17 protein-coding genes are annotated in these 21,016 nt (G+C 60.0%); 8 read left to right on the plus strand and 9 right to left on the minus strand.

Translation table 11 applies throughout. The features are described 5' to 3' along the window. Positions 1-26: 26 nt before the first annotated feature. Together HMPREF2980_RS06245 and HMPREF2980_RS06250 are read left to right on the plus strand one after the other, a co-directional pair. Positions 27-1,208, plus strand: a complete 1,182-nt coding sequence (locus HMPREF2980_RS06245; RefSeq protein ID WP_070690876.1) for a sugar dehydrogenase — start codon at positions 27-29, stop codon at positions 1,206-1,208. Between the two features lie 131 nt (positions 1,209-1,339). Continuing rightward, positions 1,340-2,512, plus strand: a complete 1,173-nt coding sequence (locus tag HMPREF2980_RS06250) for a hypothetical protein (protein ID WP_049349423.1) — start codon at positions 1,340-1,342, stop codon at positions 2,510-2,512. Positions 2,513-2,601: 89 nt separating this feature from the next. Here the strand turns inward: HMPREF2980_RS06250 and hemB are convergent, their stop codons facing one another. The 7 genes from hemB to hemE form a co-directional block, all read right to left on the minus strand. Then, positions 2,602-3,603, minus strand: coding sequence for a porphobilinogen synthase (hemB, locus tag HMPREF2980_RS06255; RefSeq protein ID WP_049358985.1), 1,002 nt, complete (start codon positions 3,601-3,603; stop codon positions 2,602-2,604). 55 nt (positions 3,604-3,658) lie between these two features. Then, positions 3,659-4,540 (minus strand): uroporphyrinogen-III synthase, encoded by an 882-nt coding sequence (locus HMPREF2980_RS06260; RefSeq protein WP_070690879.1) that lies wholly within the window; start codon positions 4,538-4,540, stop codon positions 3,659-3,661. A 5-nt stretch (positions 4,541-4,545) separates the two neighbouring features. After that, positions 4,546-5,679 carry a hydroxymethylbilane synthase gene (locus tag HMPREF2980_RS06265; RefSeq protein WP_005505274.1) on the minus strand — a complete coding sequence of 378 codons (1,134 nt, stop codon included), beginning with the start codon at positions 5,677-5,679 and terminating at the stop codon, positions 4,546-4,548. A gap of 184 nt (positions 5,680-5,863) precedes the next feature. Continuing rightward, positions 5,864-7,303 (minus strand): ferrochelatase, encoded by a 1,440-nt coding sequence (locus HMPREF2980_RS06270; protein WP_070690881.1) that lies wholly within the window; start codon positions 7,301-7,303, stop codon positions 5,864-5,866. Beyond that, complete coding sequence (gene hemQ, locus HMPREF2980_RS06275; RefSeq protein ID WP_070675748.1) at positions 7,300-8,121, minus strand: hydrogen peroxide-dependent heme synthase; 822 nt, start codon at positions 8,119-8,121, stop codon at positions 7,300-7,302. The genes HMPREF2980_RS06270 and hemQ overlap by 4 nt, the downstream gene beginning before the upstream one ends. A gap of 114 nt (positions 8,122-8,235) precedes the next feature. Next, positions 8,236-9,786: a protoporphyrinogen oxidase gene (gene hemG, locus HMPREF2980_RS06280; RefSeq protein WP_070690884.1), complete on the minus strand. Its 1,551-nt coding sequence runs from the start codon at positions 9,784-9,786 to the stop codon at positions 8,236-8,238. A 138-nt stretch (positions 9,787-9,924) separates the two neighbouring features. Further along, positions 9,925-11,106 (minus strand): uroporphyrinogen decarboxylase, encoded by a 1,182-nt coding sequence (hemE, locus tag HMPREF2980_RS06285; protein ID WP_049337885.1) that lies wholly within the window; start codon positions 11,104-11,106, stop codon positions 9,925-9,927. A 221-nt stretch (positions 11,107-11,327) separates the two neighbouring features. Between hemE and HMPREF2980_RS06290 the strand changes: the two genes are divergently transcribed. From HMPREF2980_RS06290 to HMPREF2980_RS06310, 5 genes are all read left to right on the plus strand, one after another. Then, the gene (locus HMPREF2980_RS06290) at positions 11,328-12,590 is read left to right on the plus strand and encodes a glutamyl-tRNA reductase (protein WP_070690887.1); all 1,263 of its coding nucleotides are present in this window, start codon (positions 11,328-11,330) and stop codon (positions 12,588-12,590) included. 200 nt (positions 12,591-12,790) lie between these two features. Continuing rightward, a complete protein-coding gene (locus tag HMPREF2980_RS06295; RefSeq protein WP_005505268.1) occupies positions 12,791-13,018 on the plus strand; it encodes a DUF3107 domain-containing protein in 228 nt (75 codons plus the stop codon). Between the two features lie 503 nt (positions 13,019-13,521). Beyond that, on the plus strand, positions 13,522-15,258 hold the full coding sequence (locus HMPREF2980_RS06300) for a DEAD/DEAH box helicase (protein WP_070690890.1): 1,737 nt from the start codon (positions 13,522-13,524) through the stop codon (positions 15,256-15,258). 8 nt (positions 15,259-15,266) lie between these two features. After that, positions 15,267-16,538, plus strand: coding sequence for a DNA-methyltransferase (locus HMPREF2980_RS06305; protein WP_070690893.1), 1,272 nt, complete (start codon positions 15,267-15,269; stop codon positions 16,536-16,538). A 206-nt stretch (positions 16,539-16,744) separates the two neighbouring features. Then, on the plus strand, positions 16,745-17,584 hold the full coding sequence (locus HMPREF2980_RS06310; RefSeq protein ID WP_246823692.1) for an S-layer homology domain-containing protein: 840 nt from the start codon (positions 16,745-16,747) through the stop codon (positions 17,582-17,584). A gap of 57 nt (positions 17,585-17,641) precedes the next feature. Here HMPREF2980_RS06310 and HMPREF2980_RS06315 read toward each other — a convergent pair whose 3' ends face one another. Continuing rightward, positions 17,642-18,085 (minus strand): hypothetical protein, encoded by a 444-nt coding sequence (locus HMPREF2980_RS06315; RefSeq protein ID WP_199908899.1) that lies wholly within the window; start codon positions 18,083-18,085, stop codon positions 17,642-17,644. A gap of 381 nt (positions 18,086-18,466) precedes the next feature. Here HMPREF2980_RS06315 and HMPREF2980_RS06320 point away from each other — a divergent pair, with 381 nt between their 5' ends. Then, on the plus strand, positions 18,467-20,125 hold the full coding sequence (locus HMPREF2980_RS06320; RefSeq protein ID WP_049327635.1) for a hypothetical protein: 1,659 nt from the start codon (positions 18,467-18,469) through the stop codon (positions 20,123-20,125). A 50-nt stretch (positions 20,126-20,175) separates the two neighbouring features. Here HMPREF2980_RS06320 and HMPREF2980_RS06325 read toward each other — a convergent pair. After that, positions 20,176-21,016: S-layer homology domain-containing protein (locus HMPREF2980_RS06325; RefSeq protein WP_246823693.1), on the minus strand; the 841-nt coding region annotated here is incomplete at its 5' end.

Consider the following 21,016-nt stretch of genomic DNA (forward strand, 5'->3'; position numbering starts at 1 on the left):
GAGAGACGTAAGGAGGTGAGCCGCTCATGGATCTGAGCGCTCTGGGACTGCCTATGGAGCAGCTACGCGACGTGTGGCTGATCGCCTTCATGGTGTACCTGGGCTTGTGCCTGCTGGTGGATATCGCCTACCCGGTGCCCATCAAGAAGGAGAAGGCAGCCGAACTGTACCTTGAGGTGTCCGGCTCGCCCGTTGATGAGGCGCGCCGCGCCACCGCGGAACGCACCGCGATGGGTGCGCCGCTGAGCTCCTCCCGCAAGGGTAGCGCCACGAAGAAGGCGAAGAAGAAGCTGGATTCTATTGAGGGCGCTGGCGTGTTTGGCGGCTGGTTCCATGTGGTCATGTACCTGTGGGGCTGGATTGTGGCGGTCTCCATCTTCACCCTGTACTGGGACATCGTGTACGACGGCGTTGTACTGCCGGCGCTGCTTCTGCCGTTCCTCATGGTGTACCTGGGTGCCCGTATTGGCCGCCGCCACTGGCGTGCGGCCCGCGGATACAGCAAGGACGACCGTGTGCTCGGCATGCCGCGCATCTACTCGGCGACGCTGGGTAAGCTGAGCGCACCGTTCCGTGTGCGCAGCACCGTGCCGGGTGTGGAGCCGATTCGTGACGACCGCACCGTCTACTGGGTGCTCAACGGTATTGCGTTCCTGCTCGCCGCTATCTTCTTGACTTCGCTGGCGGGCTGGAGCATCGACGAGGATTGGGAAGCAATCTATATCGGTCATGCTTCTTGGTTCTTGGCGGCGGCGTACATTCCGCTGCTGATTATGTTGCTGATGTATAACCGCGATTACGTGCTGTTCAACCCGGATTCGTTCCAGGCTGGGCGACTGCTCCTTCCGGCGAAGTCCCGCCCCTACTCGGATGTTCGTGCGTTCCGCGTGTACCCGAAGAACCCGGACGCGATCAAGCTGAACCCGAAGGATGCGAGCCAGTGGAGGCTGGAGATTCTGCTTCCGGGCGGCCGCAAGCACAACTATTCGCTGAATGATCACCAGATTGATTGTTTGGTGGCGCAGATTGCGTTCAACATTGAGCAGGGACGCTGGGCGCAGCTGGATTCGCCGGCGGACCGTGAAATGTTGGCGAAGTACTTCGTGGACGGCCGCGTGATCTGCACGACCATGGGGTACAAGCCTGCCGGTAAGCATGCGGAGGAGGCGGCACGCCGCGCGTCCTTCCAGAAGGCGCAGTACAAGTAAACCTGTAGCCTACATACCGCGAGAAGCCACATGTGTTTCGAGAAGCCACGTTTTATGTTGCTTTTCGAAACACATGTGGCTTCTCAGCACCGTAGACACACCATCACCGATACCCGTAGAGAGGACAATTCATGGAGCTAAGCGCTTTTGGGATACCCCTAGAGCCGTTGCGCTACATATGGCTCATCGCCTTTATCGTTTACATAGGGTTATGCATAGTACCCGCTATCACTCACCCCGCAACAATCAGCACGGAAAAGGCGAAGGAGCTCTACATCGCCCGTTACGGCTCCCCCGTCAACAATGCAATGAGGTATGCCGAACGTCGTTCCCTGGAGGGTAACCCGCTACCAAAACATAAACTGCGCTCTAACCTCACCCGTGCCCGCAAAGAAATCGATAGCGTATACGGTATCTCCTCGATTGAGGCGTGGTTCCACGTGCTCATGTATGTGTGGGCATGCCTTGTCGCACGGTCCATCTTTCGTCTGTACACAGATATTGCCCATAATGGCATTCTGCTACCGGCTCTGTTGTTGCCGTTCTACATGGTGTTCGTGGGTGCACGTTCAGGTCGCCGCACTTGGCGTAAAGCCCGCAGCATCGATACGGATGACATGACAGCCGGGTTGCCTCAAATCTATAGCACAGCGTTGATGCGTCTCAACGTTTTTGCTGTGCCGAATGGGGCTCATCCTCAAGCTAAACCGGTTCGGGCAAAGAATGATTTCTACGTTGAAACCCACTTTGTGTTGGTTGTGGCTCTCATCGTCTTCTTCTATTCGCTTGTCGGTTGGACAGTTCTAGGTGTTCAGCCAATGCCCATTGGTGGAGCTTCCATAACGCTGGCAATTGTTACCACCGTAACTGCAGTAACTCGGTGGGTTTATATGAGGCGGTACCTGCTGTTCAACCCCGACTCGTTCTACGTCGGGCGGCTTTTCCTACCCGCGAAGAAGTACAGATACACCGATATTGAGGAGTTCTGCGTCTTCCCGAAGAACCCCGAACAGATCAAGCCGACCTTCTACGAGCCCTCGCAGTGGCAGATAGAAATCAAGGTGCCGTCCAGAATCCCGCCGAACCTTGCCAAGCGTATGCCGTGGCTGCGCAGGCACATTGTGGCGGTACACGATGAGCGGGTCGTCTGCCTGACCTCCCAGGTTGCGTTCTACCTGGAGCAGGAACGCTGGGCGGACCTGCGCTCCCCCGCCGACCGCGAAAAGCTCGCGGAATACTTCACCAACGGCAACGTTGTGTGTACCTCCCTCGGGTACAAGCCAGTCAGCGAAGAACAATCATAAACGGCGAGAAGCCACATGTGTTTCGAGAAGCCACATAAGACGTGGCTTTTCGAAACACATGTGGCTTCTCAGCGTCTAACAGGGAGGGGTTAGGCGTCCTGCTCGCGGAGCCAGCGTGCCGCCTCCGTACCGTAGTAGGTCAAGATGACATCCGCACCGGCACGATGAATCGAGCGCAGCGACTCCAGCGCCACAGCCTTACGGTCAATCCAGCCGTTCGCCGCAGCAGCCTCAATCATCGCGTACTCACCCGACACCTGATACGCCGCCACCGGCACCGGCGAAAACTCCGCCACCTCACGCACAATATCCAGGTAGCTACCGGCAGGCTTCACCATCACCATATCCGCGCCCTCCTCCAGGTCAGCACGCACCTCCAGCAGCGACTCGCGGCGGTTCGCCGGATCCTGCTGGTAGGTCTTACGGTCGCCCTTGAAGGTCGACTCTACCGCGTCACGGAACGGGCCGAAGAACGCAGAAGCGTACTTCGCCGAATACGCCAGAATCGACACATCCTCAAAGCCGGCCTCGTCCAGGGCAGCACGCATCGCCGCGATCTGGCCGTCCATCATGCCCGACGGGGACACCGTGTGCGCACCCGCGCGAGCCTGCGAAACCGCCATCTTGCAGTACAGCTCCACGGTCTGATCGTTATCCACTACGAGGGTGCCGTGACCGTTATCAACCAGCACGCCGCAGTGACCGTGGCTCGTGAACTCATCCAGGCAGGTATCAGCCATAACCACCAGGTCATCGCCGAACTCCTCACGGCACACCGCAATGGCACGGTTCAGAATGCCCTGCGGATCCCACGCAGTCGAGCCGACCTCGTCCTTATCCTCATCGCGGGGAATACCGAACAGGTCAATGCAGCGGATGCCCGCCTCGTACGCCTCACGCACGGCGGGGATGATGCTCTCCAGGGTGTGCTGGTACTGACCGGGCATCGAACGAATCGGCTGCGGCTCGTCGATGCCGTCGCGAACGAAGAACACCTGAATCAGCTGCGCGGGGCGCAGGGTGGTCTCAGCGACGAGGGAGCGCATGGCTGCGGTGGTGCGCAGGCGGCGCGGGCGGCGGGTGAGGTTCATGATCTCTCCTGAAAACTCGATAAAAATATGTGGTCTTAGTAGATGAGGGATGCGCCTACATGAGGGATACAGCGGCGCGCGCCAAATCCTGCGGGGAGGGCGAATCAGCCTGCACGTAGCGCAGGTTCAGGGCGCGGCATGCGGAGGCGGTACTCGCCCCAATCGCCACCACCGGCGGCACGGATTCGGGCGGCACAGCTTCAGGCGTTAGCGCGGGGGTGCCATCCAGTAGGGCGTGCAGGCGGGAGGGGGCGGTCACCACCAGCACATCCGGCGCGGAGGTTTCCGGGGCGGTGATTTCCGGGTCGGCGGCATCTACGGCATTCCCCTGTACGAGCGCGCGGGCGGTGCTGAGGCTCAGCTCGCCGGGTGCTACCTGTTCGGCGGGCACCATGTCGTAGAGCACGCAGCGGCGGCTGTCCCAGCCCAGGTTTTTGAGGCCTTCGCGCAGGGTCGGGCGGGCGTTGGAACCCTCCAGAACCAGCACGGCGGCGGGCTCGGTTGCAGGCTTTTTAAACTCCGCGAGCATACCGGCGGCGCTCTGCACCTGCGGCTGAAAATCTGTGCCCAGCCCCAGCTGGGTGTGCACGGCACGGGCGGTTGCCGCACCCACGCAGGCGATGCGCACTCCCCCGCTCGCGCAGGCGCGGGCAAACTCCGCACTCCACAGCTCGGCGCAGGCGCGAACCGTGTTGGCGCTCGTGAAACTCACCCACGCATAGTGCCCGGAGGCGAGCGCCTTCAGCGCGGCGGCGTGGTCTGCGCCCGGTTCGACAGTGCGTGCCTGCTGTAGCGGGGCGAAGAGTACCCGTGGCTCCCCCAACTCGTTCTGTACGCTTTCTTCAGCGAGGGCGCGTGCGAAGGCGGCGCCCTGGGCGGCGGAGCGGGTCAGCAGAACCGTGCGCGCGGGTTCAGCTTGCGGACTAGCGGCAGACATGACGCCTACTTCAGATCCAATCCGGCCAGGGCGGCGGCACCCATCTGCAGCAGGTCTTCTGCCACGCGCACGCCCAGGCGTTCGGCGCCGGGCACATCCAGTTCGGCGGTTGCCGAGGTGTGGCGCAGCATGTCGGTGCCGTCCGGGGACGCCACCACAACGTTAAGCACCAGGTCGCCTTCAACCACGTGCGCGTACGCGCCGATGGGCGCGGCGCATCCGGCTTCGAGGCGGCGTAGCAGGGCACGTTCGGCGCTGACGGCGAGGCGGGTTTCGTGGTGGTTTGCGGCGAGCAGGGCACGGCCGAGGGCACGCACCGGGCGCGCCACCTCGGGGTCGGCGAGCACAGCGGGGTCCGGGTTCTCGAATTCGCTTTCGCGCACTTCCAGGGCGAGCGCGCCCTGACCGGGGGCGGGCAGCATGCGAGTGGGGTCAAGGTACTCGGTGATGAGTTCTTCCTTGCCCAAGCGCTTGAGGCCGGAGACGGCGAGCACCACGGCGTCGCAGTCGCCGCTGCGTTCGGTGCCTACACCGTGGTCGGCGCGTTCGGAAGTTTCGGTGTTCTGGCGGAGTACGACCTGCTTGCCGGCGTGCTCTTCCAGGCCCTTCACGCGGCCGATGCGGGTGCCCACGTTACCGCGAATGTCCACGATTTCAAGGTCGGGGCGCAGTGCGCGCAGCTGGGCGGCACGGCGGGGCGAGCCGGTACCCACGCGGGAGCCTTCGGGCAGGGTGTCGACGGTCAGGCCGTCGCGTGCCACAAGGGCGTCGCGGGGGTCTTCACGCTTGAGGGTTGCGGCGACCACCAGGCCGGGGCAGGGCGCGGAGGGCAGGTCCTTGAGGGAGTGCACTGCCATGTCCACGCGGTTTTCTTCGGAGGCGTTCTCGCCGTCGAGCAGACGCTGGCGCAGTGCCGCAGCGAATACGCCGGTGCCGCCGAGGGTTGCCAGGGGTCCGGTGAGCACGTCGCCTTCGGTTTTGACGGTGCGCAGGGTGAAGTCCACGACCTCGGCATCTGCGGCGCCGTGGTGTGCCTGGTGTTCGGTGTAGAGGGAGGTGACGGTTTCGGCGGCGATACGGCTTTGGGTCAGGGCGAGAGCAGACCCGCGGGTGCCCAAGATGTACTCGTGATGGCTCATATCTCTCCTTTTCGGTGATGTGTGTGATAGCCCGTAGGCGTGTGCGTTTCCCCCAGAGGCTGTGTGTTTGCGACGCTGTGTGTTTGTCTAAATTCTGGGGGTAGCCTGTAGGCACGTGCGCTCCGACCCGCCCGCGCACCCCGGTTAGGGGGTTTTGGGGCGAGCCGGAGCTACAGGGGTGGTGTTAGTGGGAGCAGCATCCGCCGGAGCCGCATCCACCGGAGCGGCTGGCGGGAGCTTCCTCAGACTCGGCGGTATCAGCACCGGCTGCGTACTCGGCGATGACCGGCTTCGGGGCACCTCGGCCGGGCTTGCAGCAGTCGGGTTCGCACTCGTCGAACCAGCCGTACTGACCGCTCGCGCTCGGGGCGAGGACGCTCTCACGTTCGGGGCGCAGGTCGGCTGAAACGCCGTCCTCCACGCGCTCCTCAATGAGGCGGCGCAGCGACTCTACGTACGCCGGATGCGTGCCGGGGGTGGGGGTGCGCACGGCAACCACGCCCAGGCGCTCGCAGGTGTCCAGCGCCTCGGTGTCCAGATCCCACTTGACTTCCATGTGGTCGGAGACGAAGCCGAGGGGCACCAGCACGACGCCTTCCACGGGGGCTTCGCCGTCCTCCGCCGGGTTGGCGGGGGTGGGCAGCGCCTCCAGAGCGTCGTTGACGTCCGGTTCCAGCCACGGCATGGACGGCGGGCCGGAACGGGACTGGTACACCAGCTCCCATTCGACGTTCTGCAGAAGTTGCGGGGCCTCATCGCGAACCAGCGAAAGCACGGCGCGAGCGACCTGCAGGTGCTTCTCCACGTAGGCGGAGCCGCCCTCGTAGTTCACACCGCGCGGGCCTGCCTCATTCGCCGCGGAGGTCGGCACCGAGTGGGTGCAGAACATAATCCGCAGGCGCGGGTTCAGCGAACCGCTATCGCGTGCGGCGAGCTGCTCACGCACCGTGGCGAGGCCATCCTTCAGCCCGTCAGCGAAAGCGCGGGAGAAGCCGGGCACGTCAAAGAACTGACGGATCTTGCCCACGTGCACGCGACCTTCCAGGCCGAGCTGCTCAATCGCCATGCCGTAGTCCTCACGGTACTGGCGGCAGCTCGAGTAGCCGGGGTAGGCGCTGGTCGCCAGCACGAGCACATTACGGTGCCCGTTCTCGTAGGCTTCGGCGAGCACGTCCTTCACGTAGGGCTTCCAGTTGCGGTTCGCCCAGGTGATCGGGATGCGCGGGCCGCGCTCAGCGAGCGCCTGTTGCAGTGCGGCGAGCAGGGCACGGTTCTGCTCGTTAATCGGCGAGACGCCACCGTTGGCGCGGTAGTGGGTGGCGACCTCTTCGAGGCGCTCATCCGGAATACCGCGGCCGGCGGTCACGTTGCGCAGGAACGGGATGACGTCCTCCTGCCCCTCGGGGCCACCGAAGGAGGAGAGAATCACCAGGTCGTAGGGGCGTACCTCTTCGGCACGGTCACGGGTGATGCTGCGTTCGCTTCGGTAGTCACCGAGGGTCTGCTCGTTGAGCGCGGCGGGGCCGTTGGAGGCGGTGTTCGCCGGGTCGGTGCGGTTGGGTACCACGTCGTCCGGCAGGAGCGTGCCGTTGAGGGTTACGCCGTCATTCGGCTGATGGCTCACGCCAGAACCTCTGCTACTTCGTCTGCGCCGATGCGGCGGCCGGTGTAGAAGGGGGTTTCCTCGCGCACGTGCAGGCGGGCCTCGGTGTTGCGGAAGTGGCGCATCATGTCGACGAGGTCAACGAGCTGGGGTGCTTCGAGGGCGAGGACCCACTCGTAGTCGTTCATGCCGAAGGTTGCGACGGTGTTTGCCAGAATCTGCGGGAAGTCGATTGCCTTCATGCCGTGGTTCTTGAGCATTTCTGCGCGGCGTTCGGGGTTCATGTAGTACCAGTCGTAGGAGCGTACGAAGGGGTAGACGCAGACCCATGCTTCGGGTGCCTTGCCGCGTGCGTAGGCGGGTGCATGGTTGCGGGTGAATTCTGCTTCGCGGTGTACACCCATGGTGGACCAGACGATGGTGGTGCCTGCGAACAGCGCGGTGCGGCGGATCTTGCGGACGGCTGCCTGCAGCTTTTCGGGGGTTGCGCCGTGGGTCCAAATCATGACGTCGGCGTTGTCGCGCATTGCGGAGACGTCGTAGATGCCGCGCAGGGTCACACCCTCGGCGGCCAGCTGCTCAACAACCTTCTCGAATTCGGCACGAGCCTCGTCGGTGTTAGCCTCTGCCGGGCGTGCGCCAGAGCGTGCGAACACGGTGTACAGGGCGTAGTGCAGGGTTTCGCCTTCTTCGCGGCCGCGGCGGTTCTCGTCAGCTGCGGAGTGCTGGACTGCGTAGCCCTTGGGTGCGCCGCCGTAGCCGTGGCCTGCGTGGGTGTAGCCGCCCTGACCTGCGCCGTGTGCGCCGCCGTGGCCGTGTGCTGCGTGATCGTGAGACATTGTGTGTTCCTTTCTTCAGCGAGGGTTCGCTGTGCTGGAGGCGCGGCTTCCGTAGCTGCGCGTTTTCTCAAATTTTTTGGTCTAGTTGCTGGTTGGTTTCTGCCGCTACGCCGTCTACTTGGCGGTTGCGGCTTTCGGGGAGGTGACGCCTTCCCAGTCCTGTGCCGCGTGGTAGATGAGGCGGTCCATCTGCTCGTAGGTGTCTTTGACGGTTAAGACCAGGCCGGAGCCTGCCGCCCAGGAGCCAACGGTGCTGAGGGTTCCGAGTTCGCTGGCGCGTTCACGGAATTCCTTGACTCGGTCGCGGTGGCCGGGGGTGGAGGCGGGCAGTACACCGCGCCAGCGTACGACATCCGCGTCAACGAGGTTGTTGTGGGTGAGGGCTACGTCCATCATGCGGCTTGCGTCGCGCAGGGCGAGGGTGATGAGCTGTTCGTCTGCGAGTGCCACTTCTGAGAAGCGGGCGTCTTCGCCGCCGCGGCCGTAGGACAGGCGTACCACGTGGCGTCCGGGGCCTGCGGCGTCGGCGACCCACTGCCATTTGGCGGTGGCGTGGGTGAGTGCCTTGGCGCGTACGGCGGTGGCTTCTTCGGAGACGAGCAGGCCGGTGCCGCGGGGGTGCTTGTCCAGGGCGGGGGCATCAACGACGAGGGTGACGAGGGCGACTTCGGGGCCGGGTTCCAGGGCGGGTAGTGCGGTGGAGACGTGCGGTCCGATGAGTCGTGCCACGGTCGGGCCGTCGGTGGCGAGCACCAGGTAGTCGGCGTAGAGGGGGGTGTTTTCGCCGTCGGTGGTGTGGCGCTGGATGATGAACCACTGGCCGGTGGATTCGTCGCGGTCAACGGCGATGACGTCGAATCCGGTGACGATGCGAACGCCGGCGGCGTACAGGTCTTCGACGAGACGCTCGGAGAGCTGGTTCATGCCGCCCACGATACCGGCGACCTGTGAGCCTGCGGGGGCTGCCGAACGGAAAGCGTGCGCTGCGGCGGAGAGGGAGCGGTGCTTGCGGAAGGCTTCGCGCAGACCGGGGATGGTGGCGTCCACGTCGAGCTTGTCGGGGTGGGTGGAGTACACGCCGGAGACTACGGGTGCGACGAGGTTGTCGAGCACTTTCTGGCCCATGCGGATGCGCACGAGCTCACCGAGGGTCTTCGCGTTCTCGCCTGCGGAGACGGGCAGGAACTTGTCCACCTGGGCGCGGCGCAGACCGTTCTTACCGATAACGGGGATCAGCGACTTATCGTTCACATTGCCGGGGATACCCATGATGCCGGTGCTGGGGGTGCGGCGGGCGCCCTGCGGCAGGTACAGCCAGGAGCCGTAGGAGTTGGGGGTGACGATCTGGTCGCCCAGGCCGAGTTCCTTGACGAGGTCGCTGACAATGGGGCTGCGGGTTGCGAAGGATTCTGCGCCGGAGTCCAGCAGAAGGCCGCCAACTTCGTGGGCACCAACGGCACCGCCAAGGTGGTGACGCTGTTCGAGCAGGGTGACGCGCATACCGGCTGCGGCGAGGCGGCGTGCGGAGATCAGGCCGGAGGGGCCGCCGCCGATGACGATGGCGGTGGGTGCCTTCTCGTTGCGGGTGAAAGCTCGTGCGTTCTGGGGCGCGGCGGAGGAACTGACCTGTGCGGTGCGGTGCGGTGCCTGGTTGGTGTGGCCCATGGTGGTTCTCCTTTGGTCTGCGTGCAGTGGAGTTGCCCATTGCGGTAACGGGTGTGGTGGTTGGTTCGGGGTGCAGATGTTCGGTGCAGATGCCGGAGGGTGTCCAGCATCTGCGCTGTCTATTTATCGTTATTTATCCTATGCCTGCGCGGTGCGTTCGTGGATATATGCCACGAGGTCGGTGAGCACCTGCGGGTCGGTGGTCGGGGGTACGCCGTGGCCGAGGTTGACCACGTGCGAGGGGGCGGCGTTGCCTTCTGCGAGGACCTCGTCTACGTGTGCGTAGAGGTTTTCGCTGCCTGCGGCGAGCAGTGCCGGGTCGATGTTGCCCTGCAGGGGTACGGCGCCGTTGAGCAGGGTGTTCGCTGCCGAGAGCGGCAGGCGGTAGTCCACGCCGATGACGTCTGCGCCGGCTTCGTGCATGGCGGGCAGCAGGGCGGTGGTGCCGGTGCCGAAGTGGATGCGCGGCACGCCGTATTCGCGCACCATATCGAGAGCAGTTGCGGAGTGCGCCTGCACGTAGCGGCGGTAGTCGCTTTCGCCGAGGGAACCAGCCCAGGAGTCAAAGAGCTGCACGGCGGATGCGCCAGCCTCGATCTGCGCACGGAGGAACTGGCCTGCGGTGCGGGCAGCCCAGGCGGCGAGTTCGTGCCAGGCGGCGGGGTCGGCGTGCATCATGGTGCGCGGGCGCAGGTGGTCACGGGAGGGGCCGCCTTCGACCATGTAGGCGGCGACGGTGAAGGGGGCTCCGGCGAAGCCGATGAGCGGGGTGTCGCCGAGCATTTCTACGGTTGCGGCGACGGCTTCACGGATGGGGTCGAGGTCGCTGTCTTTGAGTTCGGGCAGGGCGCGCACCTCGTCGAGGGTGCGTACGGGCTGGTCGAGGACCGGGCCCTTACCGGGCACGATGTCGACGTTGACGCCCGCGAGCTTCATGGGGATGACGATGTCGGAGAAGAAGATGCCGGCGTCGACCTTGTGGCGGCGGACGGGCTGCACGGTGATTTCTGCGGCGAGGTCGGGGGTGAGGCATGCGTCCAGCATGGGGATGCCTTCGCGTACCTGGCGGTATTCGGGCAGGGAGCGGCCTGCCTGTCGCATGAACCAGACGGGTCGGTGGCTGGAGGGGCGGCCGGTGAGGGCACGGAGCATGGGCGAGTCGGCGGTGGTGCCTGCGCGCAGGGGGTGGTTGGCGGGTAGGTGTGCGAGCTGTTCGTCGGTGAGCAGGGGTCGCTGGGCGTCGGTGGGGTGTGCGGGCAGGGCGGGTGCCTGTGCGGTGCCCTGTGCCGACGCGGGGGTGGTGTGCTGGTTTTCGCTCATAGTGTCTAGTGTGACAGGTTTATGCGGGCGTTTTTGCGACACTATGTCATGGTGACTCTTACCTAATGATGGCTTTCTTAGCGGTGAGGGAAACCTTAGTTCGTGCCTACTCTTTGTGCCCGCTCCCCCACTGTGCAGATTTTCTTGCCCCCTACGATGATGGAACTTAGGTTCTGTGAGCTTTACAGGGGCTTAGTCGGCGTGGTTATGATTAATCTCTAGTGAGTACTTATGCATTTGTGGCATCGCACCACACCGTTGATCTGACCACCGTCGCTGCGTTGAGCGCCGGTGCCTCCGGCGTACCCGATGTTCTGGCGGGCGATATGGCACGCCAGCTGGGCGTGAAGGGTGCAGTCGTTCTTGCCACCTGTAACCGTCTTGAAATGTATGTTCAGCTACACGTATCCGCCCATGTAAACATGGTTCGTGAGCTGATTGCTGATTCGATCGCGCGCACCTCCGGCCTGGATCAAGAACTGGTTGATTCCAGCTTCGACGTGTACGCCGATGATGAGGCTGCACGCCACCTGCTGACGGTCGCCTCCGGCCTGGAATCTGCCGTGGTCGGCGAGCGCGAAATCACCGGTCAGGTGCGCCGCGCCCTGGCCGCCGCGCAGGCGAAGGCACAAGAGGACGGCGTACCCCTTCCCGGTGAGCTGGTTCAACTGTTTGAGCATGCGGCGCATACGGCTCGTCAGGTGGGTCAGCATACGGCGCTTGGCGCTCAGGGCCGCTCCATTGTGTCTGTTGCCCTCGATCTTGCGGATGAGGTTGCCGAGAAGGACTGGTCGACCCGCCGCGCCCTGATTTTTGGTACGGGCGCTTACGCGGGTGCGACCATTGCGGCGCTGCGCGAGCGCGGTTGCACCGATATTTGGGTCAATTCCCGTTCGGGTCGTGCCGCCGAGTTCGCGGCAAAGCGCGAGGTTTCTGCGGTGCCGGTGGACGGCATGGAGCAGGCCATGGCTTCTGCCGACGTCATTATTGGCTGCTCCGGCGGATCCGACCCGTTGCTTCCCGAGCAGATTCCGGGCGGCCACCACACGATCCTCGACCTGGCGCTTTCGCGTGACTTTGACCCCTCGGTCGCCGACCTGCCGAACGTTGAGCTGATTACCCTCGAATCGGTGCGCCTTGCCGCACCCGAGGAGACCGAGGAGTCCGTGGCGACGGCTACGCGCATCGTGGAGTCTGAGCTGGCGGCGTTTGTGTCTCGTCAGCGTTCCCGCACGATTGACTCCGCGATTGTTGCGCTGCGCTCGCACACTATGGATGTGCTGGATTCCGAGCTGGAGAAGGTACGTAACCAGTTTGGTTGCGGTGCGGCGACGGAGCAGTTTGAGCTGGCGATGCGCCGCATGGTGAAGTCCCTGCTGCACACCCCGACGGTGCGCGCCAAGAAGCTTGCGGCGGAGGGCCGCACGGAGGATTACGTGCAGGCGCTGGAGACCCTCTACGGCATTCAGGTGGAGGATTCTTAAGAGCCTCCCCTCCCCTGCTCTTCCCGGCGTTTTTGCGCGCATTTTCACGCATCCGGCGGCGAGTATTTTATTAGCCCCCGGCGAAGTACTGCCCGTTCACGGTGCCGATGGGCGCATTCACGCTAGAGTAGATGCTAGATAAGATAGTTCCCATACCCGGCGCACGTTTGGCTGTGCCGGACTATTCTGCGAGGAGACTCATGGAAATCAAGATTGGCATTCGCCACATTGCTCGTGAAATCGTTGTTGAGACCAGTGAGGCTAAGGAAATCCTCATGGAGAAGGTCTCGAAGGCTATTGAGGACGGCTCGCTGCTGCAGATTATGGATGATAAGGGCAACACCACCCTGATTTCTGGCGCTCAGATTGGCTACGTTGAGCTGGGTTCCGACGCTAAGCGTCACGTTGGTTTCGGTATCGGCGCCTAATTAGTTCGGTAGCTGTTTACCCTTTAGCTTGAGCTTTCCCCCGCATCCGTCACGATGCGTAACCGCGCTTTATGCGCTGTGTGCGTGCGCTTTATGCGCCACGTGGTTACGCCGTGCCGAATGCGGGGTTTTGCGTTTTAAACCGCCTACACAAAAACCTCGCGGCACCCGGTTTTGGGGCGGTATATCGCCCATCACGGGCGCACGCCACAACCGGTCGGGGGTGCGCCGGAAGCAAATCCGGGTTAATATTGAGGGGTTAAGTGAATGACCGGTCGTACCCCTTTCAAGACCCCGAGGCTGCACCGCTTTCTCATCATGAATGAACCATGAGTATTAATCATGCGTGCAGGCGGCGTCTCGGTAAGAATTTCCCGTGTAAGAATTTCCCGCGGCCGGCTTTCGACGCCCGCCCGTCACCGCCTCCACCGTTGAGGCGCTGGCTGGTACACCCCGTTACGGGGAGAAACACACCCCGAGCAGGGGTAGAAAGATACGGTCCAGTGACTGAAACGAACACGCAGGAAACCACTCAGACTGCAAAGTCCTTCGCCGACTTCGGCGTTCGCCAGGATATTAGCGACGCTCTCGCGGCGGTTGGCATTACCTCCCCCTTCCCCATCCAGGAGCTGACTCTTCCCGTGGCTCTGTCTGGCCAGGACATTATTGGTCAGGCGAAGACCGGTACCGGTAAGACCCTCGGCTTCGGTCTGCCCACCATCCAGCGTGTGGTCGGCCGCGACGATGAGGGTTGGGCTGATTTGGAGTACCCCGGAGCACCTCAGGCGCTGATTCTGGTTCCGACCCGTGAGCTTGCTATTCAGGTGGGCGAGGACCTGGCGATTGCCGCGAAGCTGCGCAACGCCCGCGTCGCCACCCTGTACGGTGGTGTGCCGATTGAGCCTCAGGCTGAGCTGCTACGCCGCGGTCTGGAGGTTGCGGTGGGCACCCCCGGCCGCATTATCGACCTGTACCAGCAGGGCTTCCTGAACCTGAAGCAGGTTAAGATCGTGGTCCTCGATGAGGCTGACGAGATGCTGGATTTGGGTTTCCAGCCGTCGGTTGAGAAGATCCTCAGTTACCTGCCGGAGGACCGCCAGAGCATGCTGTTATCCGCAACCATGCCCGGCCCGGTCATTGCGATGGCACGCCAGTACATGACCAAGCCCATGCGCATTAGCGCCGCTGACCCCGAGGACGCCTCGAAGACTAAGGCGTCGATCCGTCAGGTCGTCTACCGTGCGCACCACCTGGACAAGGACGAGATGATTGGCCGCATTCTGCGCGCTACCGGCCGCGGCCGCACCGTCATCTTCACCAAGACCAAGCGTGACGCTGCCCGCGTGGCGGAGGAGCTGGTGAACCGTGGCTTCGCTGCCGCTCCCCTGCACGGTGACCTGAACCAGGTTGCGCGTGAGCAGGCGCTGAAGGCGTTCCGCACCGGCAAGGTCGACATTCTGGTTGCGACCGACGTGGCGGCTCGCGGTATTGACGTTGAAGACGTGACCCACGTGATTAACCACCGCGTGCCCGAGGATGAGAAGACTTACCTGCACCGTACCGGCCGTACCGGTCGTGCGGGCAATGAGGGTACCGCTGTGACCCTGGTTGATTGGGATGACCTGCCGCGCTGGAAGGTCATTAACGACGCCCTGGAGCTGGGTGTTCCTGAGCCGGTTGAGACGTACTCTTCCTCTGAACACCTGTTCTACGACCTGAACATTCCGGCTGGCACTAAGGGTCGCCTGCCGCGCGAGGAGCGTGTGGCTGAGGGCATGGGCGACGAGTTCTTTGAGAGTGCCCGCGATTCTCGTGATGGCCGTCCGGCTCGTTCTCGCGGTGGCCGCGACGGTTCCCGTGAGGGTGGCCGTTCTGGCGGTCGTGACGGTGAGAAGGGTTCGCGCCGTTCTCGCGGTGGCCGCGACGGTCGTTCCGGTGAGGGCCGCGGCGAGCGCCGTAGCCGCTCCGAGGGCCGCAAGCGTTCTGAGCGTTCTTCTGAGCGTGCGGAGCGTACCGAGCAGGGCGCATCCGAACGTTCTTCTGAGCGTTCTGAGCGTGCGCCTCGTCAGCGTCGCCGTACCCGCCGTGTTGAGGGTCAGCCCGTGGAGGGTGAGGGCCGCCGCCGTACCCGCCGCCGCTCTGAAGGCTCTCGTTCTGAGGGTTCTCGTGCTGGGGGTTCTCGTTCTGAGGGTTCTCGCGGTAAGGGCCGTGGCGCTGACCGTGCTGGTTCTGAAGGCTAGGGCCGGGGTTGGGTATTTCAGCATCCCCGGCGCCCGCCGCGCCCTCCCCTGCCGCTGAGGCGAACCGCACGGATTCGGCTGTTTTCGATCCGCAGGGCCCGTCGCTGCTGGTGCAGGCAGATAACCTGGAGTATCTGCGTGAGCTGCCCGATGGTGCGTTCACCGTGATTTACATTGACCCGCCGTTCAATACGGGCAAGAAGCAGACGCGCCGCACGTTGAGCGCGGAGGCTTCTGAGAAGGGTGACCGCACCGGTTTTAAGGGCAAGAGCTATTCGAGCACCCTGCAGACTCTGGCGAGCTATAACGACTCGTTCGAGGATTATTGGGCGTTCCTAGCACCGCGTATTGAGCAGGCGCATCGTCTGCTCGCGCAGGACGGCACCCTGTACCTGCACCTGGATTGGCGTGAGGTTCATTATGTGAAGATTATGTGCGACATGATTTTTGGTCGTGAAAACTTCATTAATGAGCTGATTTGGGCTTATGACTACGGTGCGAAGTCTACGCGCCGCTGGCCGACGAAGCACGACAATATTTTGGTGTACGCGAAGGATCACCGCAGCTATTACTTCAATACTGCGGAGGTTGATCGTGAACCGTATATGGCTCCCGGTTTGGTGACTGAGGAGAAGGCTTCTCGCGGTAAGCTCCCTACTGATGTGTGGTGGCATACTATTGTGTCGCCTACGGGTAAGGAGAAGACGGGGTATCCCACGCAGAAGCCTACGGGTTTGTTGCGTCGTATGATTGCGGCGAGTTCCCGCCCGGGTGATTGGGTGTTGGATTTCTTCGCTGGTTCTGGTTCTACGGGTGCGGCGGCGGCTCAGCTGGGTCGTAAGTTCGTGTGTGTGGATCAGAATCCGCCGGCTATTGAGGTGATGGCTAAGCGCCTGGGTGTGGATCCGGTGTCGTTCGCTGAGTATCGCGGTGTGCCGCGTGGGGCGAGTGTGCTGTTCACGCCGAAGCGTACGGTGGGTGTTCGTGGCGGTACGAGTCGTGATGCGTTGACGGCGGCGAGCCGTCATGCGCTGAAGGCCGTGTTGGATACGCTCACGGAGACTACGCAGCCGGTTGAGGGTGCGTCGTGCCGGTTTGTGCGTCACCGGTCGATGGATGCGGTGGATAAGAAGATGCGTATTGATGGTCGTGATGAGTTGCGTCGTCAGCGTCAGCATCAGGCGCGGGCTAAGGCTCGTGCGGCGCGTGCGGCTGCTCAGCTGGATGCGGCGGCTGCGGGTGCGGTGTTGCAGCATCATGCGTCGCGTGAGAGCGTCTAGGCGGTCTTGTCTGCGCGTCCGTGAGAGCACGTGTTAAGAGTGTGGGGCGGGTTCCCGGTAAAGGAACCCGCCCCACACTCTTTTGTTTTCACCTCATTGCATATTCTCTAAATCTCTACCTGAAGGTTAGGATTTTTGATACGCTGAGAACGTTCTACTCATGAGGGTGCACAAAGATTGTGCCCCCTTCTGTTCATGAAGGAGCTATGATGCTTCGACAATTATTCGCCCGTCCTACGAAGCGGGCTATCCAGGCTGGCGGCACGGTACTGTTGGCTGGTGCCATGGTGTGCGGTAGCGTGCCGGCATATTCTCTTGGTGTTCTGAAACCTCGCCAAGTGACCCCTATTGTGCAGCCCAATGAACCGGCGGTGACCTGTAACGACCGCGCAATCTACGAATATAAGTACCTTCCGAATGCTTATGTGACTTACAGTCGCAAGATTATCTACGACTGGGCTGAGTGCATTGGTCTAATTTCTGAATACCAGAAGTATCAGCTAATCGAAGAAAACACCGTAATTTCCCGTGGCCAGTTTGTGGAGTATTTGTATCGCCTGTCGGGTTCTCCTGAGGTGAAGAATCTTCCGGCTCAGTCTCCGTATGGCGATATCAAGACGGATGATCCGCGTTTTCCTGTGGTGATGTGGGCTCGTCAGCGGGGCATTACCTGGGGTTGGAGTGATGGGAATTTCCATTACGATGCCCCCGCGAATGAAACGACGACAGTAATCATGGCATACCGCCTAGCTGGTAGTCCGGCGGTCAAGCTACCCGATATGAATCCTCCGAATGAGGAAGAGCCCTGGACCAAGCGGAACCCCAACCTTCCTTACGGCTCAGAGTTGCATCGGGCCTATGTTTGGTTGAAATACACTGGAGCTGGCTCTGATAAGAAGTACACTGGCTTCCACGAATCGGTTAGGTACCATGACGTCGCGAGCATGGACTCTGAAGGTCGACGAGTGAGTCAATGGACTTTCCAAGCAACATATGAACAGGCTTTTGAAGTATTGCGCATGGCGGATACTCGAGGCGTATTTTAAAAGATTATAAAAATAGTTTGGTCCCCTGCTCTTCTATGCAGGGGACCAAACTATTTTCTAGTTTTCTGTGGACTCATTCTCAGCTTTAGGGATTCTCGGCGCTACAAGCTTTCCCTCAAATTTAAAATTATTAATTTCGATCCTTAATAGCTCATAAAGCTCAGAGTTAATTTTAAGAACCCATTTATCCCCCATAATTTTCTTTTGGGCCGCAGTTCTGGTCTTATCACTCATCTGACAAGCATCGAAAGCATTTGCGCCAATAATACTAAGACGCTTTGCGCCACCTTCAAGATAGAACCCCCATTGTGCTGCGAGAGCCTTATCTAGTGGAAATTTATCCTCTGGCTTGTCACTATCTTCGTAAGGATTATCAGAGCGCACTCCTGTAAAGGTGCAGTCGCTAGCCCACGAGCTGATATACCAGTTCGCTGCCTCGTGGTTATGCGCTTTATCTGAGACTGCGTCATGCCAGCTGGAGGATTCACCGATACAGCCCACATAGTTATTCCTCGGCATTAGGGCAAACCACCCGTGGCCGCCGTTCTCTTGAGCCGCACACCCCCTTTCTATCGCCAAGATACAGAGCAAACCGACACAGTTTCATTCTCTCCTTCAGCTTCAGTGCAATGTTAAAAATATTTAAAGCAATAGATTTTATATACCTCATTAATATGTTGAGGAAAATTAAAATATTTACGTAAAACTTGAAACGAATTTATGTAAAAATCATAAATTTTCTTGCAAAGAGAAGAAAAAGCGATACACACTAGAGATACCTTCTGCAGCGCAGCACGGTGCTACGTGCAGAAAGTATTCGCCCACTAACATCACTTCGTCGTGATGAAGGGCGAATAATTCACTCACCTCTAGGAGACATCGATGTCTGAATATCATGCGCCATCGCGGCGCGCCCTTTTGGCAGGAGGAGCTCTTGCCGCAACCACTGCAGGAGTCTCAGCTTTCTCCCCAGCCCATGCGGAGCAAGCAAACAAGACTGAAGAGTTCATGACTCGCGCCCCAGAATGGGTAAAAAATACCCAGAAGCGGCTAGACGAGTTCAATAAGCGTCTGCAATATCTCACGTACACTGATACTGCGAGGGAGTACACAGCCCATAATCTTGCGAAGAACGGCCTTCATGTTAATGTTCTGGATTACTGCGTAGACCCCACGGGCGGAGTGGACTGCACCGATCAGCTGAACAAGCTGGCAGAGCGCCTGTATTGGCTCGGCGGAGGGTCAATTGAGCTACCTGCCGGTATTTACAAGGTGTCGCACCCCTTCATTCACTTGCTCGATAAGGTGGAGTTTTTCGGGCATGGAATGTCTACCCGAATTATTGCGACGTCCACAGATGCGCTTACCAAGGCAGCGGGTACCTCTGATGAATGTTTCGGTGTTTTTCATACGGGAACTTATCAAAACCCGACATCTAATGCGACAGATAACCGTCCGATGCGTTTCGGAGTGCGTGATATGTGGATTCGCACGAGCCCCCAAAAAGGGCATATCAACGTACAGCAGCTTACGGATAATATGCATACTAGGGCACCTCTAGCCCATGTTGCAGGCATTATTCTACACACTGAGTTTACGGGTAAGCCTAATGACCCTGAAGCTGTCCCTTCCCTCTCTAACCTAGAAATTTGGGATGTAGATATGGGTGTTGCGATTTTGGGGCTTCATGACCGAGGTATGAAAGTCGATAAAATCCGTGTCCGCAAGTCTTTGCGCCAAGGCTTGCTGGTTGGCAAACCTGTCGGTCATCCGTTACGCCGCAAAGATGGCAATAATCCTGGTGGCGCAGATAATAAGTTCCTTACAGTAGATATTTCTGATGCCAACCTTTCAGGGAAAAACTACGCCGGAATTGAAATCTACGCCTCCCAATGCAAATTTTTTGGGTCAACCAGCTGGTACAACCGCCGATCCGTGCTACAAAATTCTATCTACGTAACGCGGAAAAAGGACCAGTCCGACGATCAATATACTGCCAAGACCGGTGCTGGATGGTATGTCGCCGGAACGCGTAACCTCTTTCAAGGATGCACGGCTCAAGAGAACGGTGGTCACGGATGGTTTGCCCTAATGCCGAGGAATAACTATGTGGGCTGTATCGGTGAATCCTCCAGCTGGCATGACGCAGTCTCAGATAAAGCGCATAACCACGAGGCAGCGAACTGGTATATCAGCTCGTGGGCTAGCGACTGCACTTTCACGGGAGTACGCTCAGACAACCCCTACGGGCCAAGCCAAGAAGTACCCCTAGAAAGAATCCTCGCTTCACTGTGGGGCTTCTATCTTGAAGGTAGTGTTAGGCGTTTGAATATTATTGGAGCAAACGCATACGACGAATGCCACATGGACTACGAAGACAATAACAAACCTAAACCCAAGGTTCTGAACGATAAATGGAAGTTTTCTATTAAAAATTCCCTGAACCCACCCTACAAGATTGAAATTAATCAGTATGTCTATAAATCTACTGAGGATTCAGCAGATATTTCTAATAAAAAAGATTTTCCAATCACTGAATAAAAATTACTAAAATGTGCGCCTCACCTAACATTAGGTGAGGCGCACATAGTTTATTTAAATTTGAAAGATTTATCTGCTAGACGAATCACTTCGATAGCCTGCTCATAAGTAGCGTAAGCCAACCATTCAAATTCATCGTTAGGCGATACGATACCATACCGTCGATACGATACGTTCTCAATAGAATCTTCATTATTTGGATTCTGAAGACCATAGTGTAACCAGGTGTATGCCTTATGAAGCTCCGAATTATATGGCATATTCGGCCATTTTTCCTTCCAAGGAGTAGGGGGGAAATACTTCTCAGGGTCATATGCAGCTACCGTTACTTTTGGACTGCCCGCCAACCGATACACCATCAAGGCAGTAGAAGACTCACTAGCAGGGGTATCATAATGGAAATTCCCATCACTCCAACCCCAGGTAATGCCCCGCTGACGAGCCCACATCACCACAGGAAAACGCGGATCATCAGTCTTAATATCACCGTACGGTGACTGAGCTGGAAGATTCTTCACCTCAGGAGAACCCGACAGACGGTACAAATACTCCACAAACTGGCCACGAGAGATAACACTATCTTTCTTGACCATTTGGTGCTTCTGATACTCAGAAATCAGACCAATGCACTGCGCCCAATTAAAGATAACGCGACGCCCCAATTCACCATCTTGCCGATAGTACTCATATTCTGCGCGGTCGTTGCAGGTCACTGCCGGTTCGTCCGGCTGTACAATGGGGGTCACCTCGTGAGGCTTCAAATGCCCGGTGGCATACGCCGGAACACTACCGCACACCATGGCACCTGCCAGCAGTACCGTGCCACCGGCCTGGATGGCCCGCTTTGTGGGGCGGGTGAATAATTGTCGAAGCATCATAGCTCCTTCATGA

This window comes from Rothia sp. HMSC076D04, from assembly GCF_001814645.1.
In the GTDB taxonomy this organism is placed as follows: Bacteria; Actinomycetota; Actinomycetes; order Actinomycetales; family Micrococcaceae; genus Rothia; species Rothia mucilaginosa.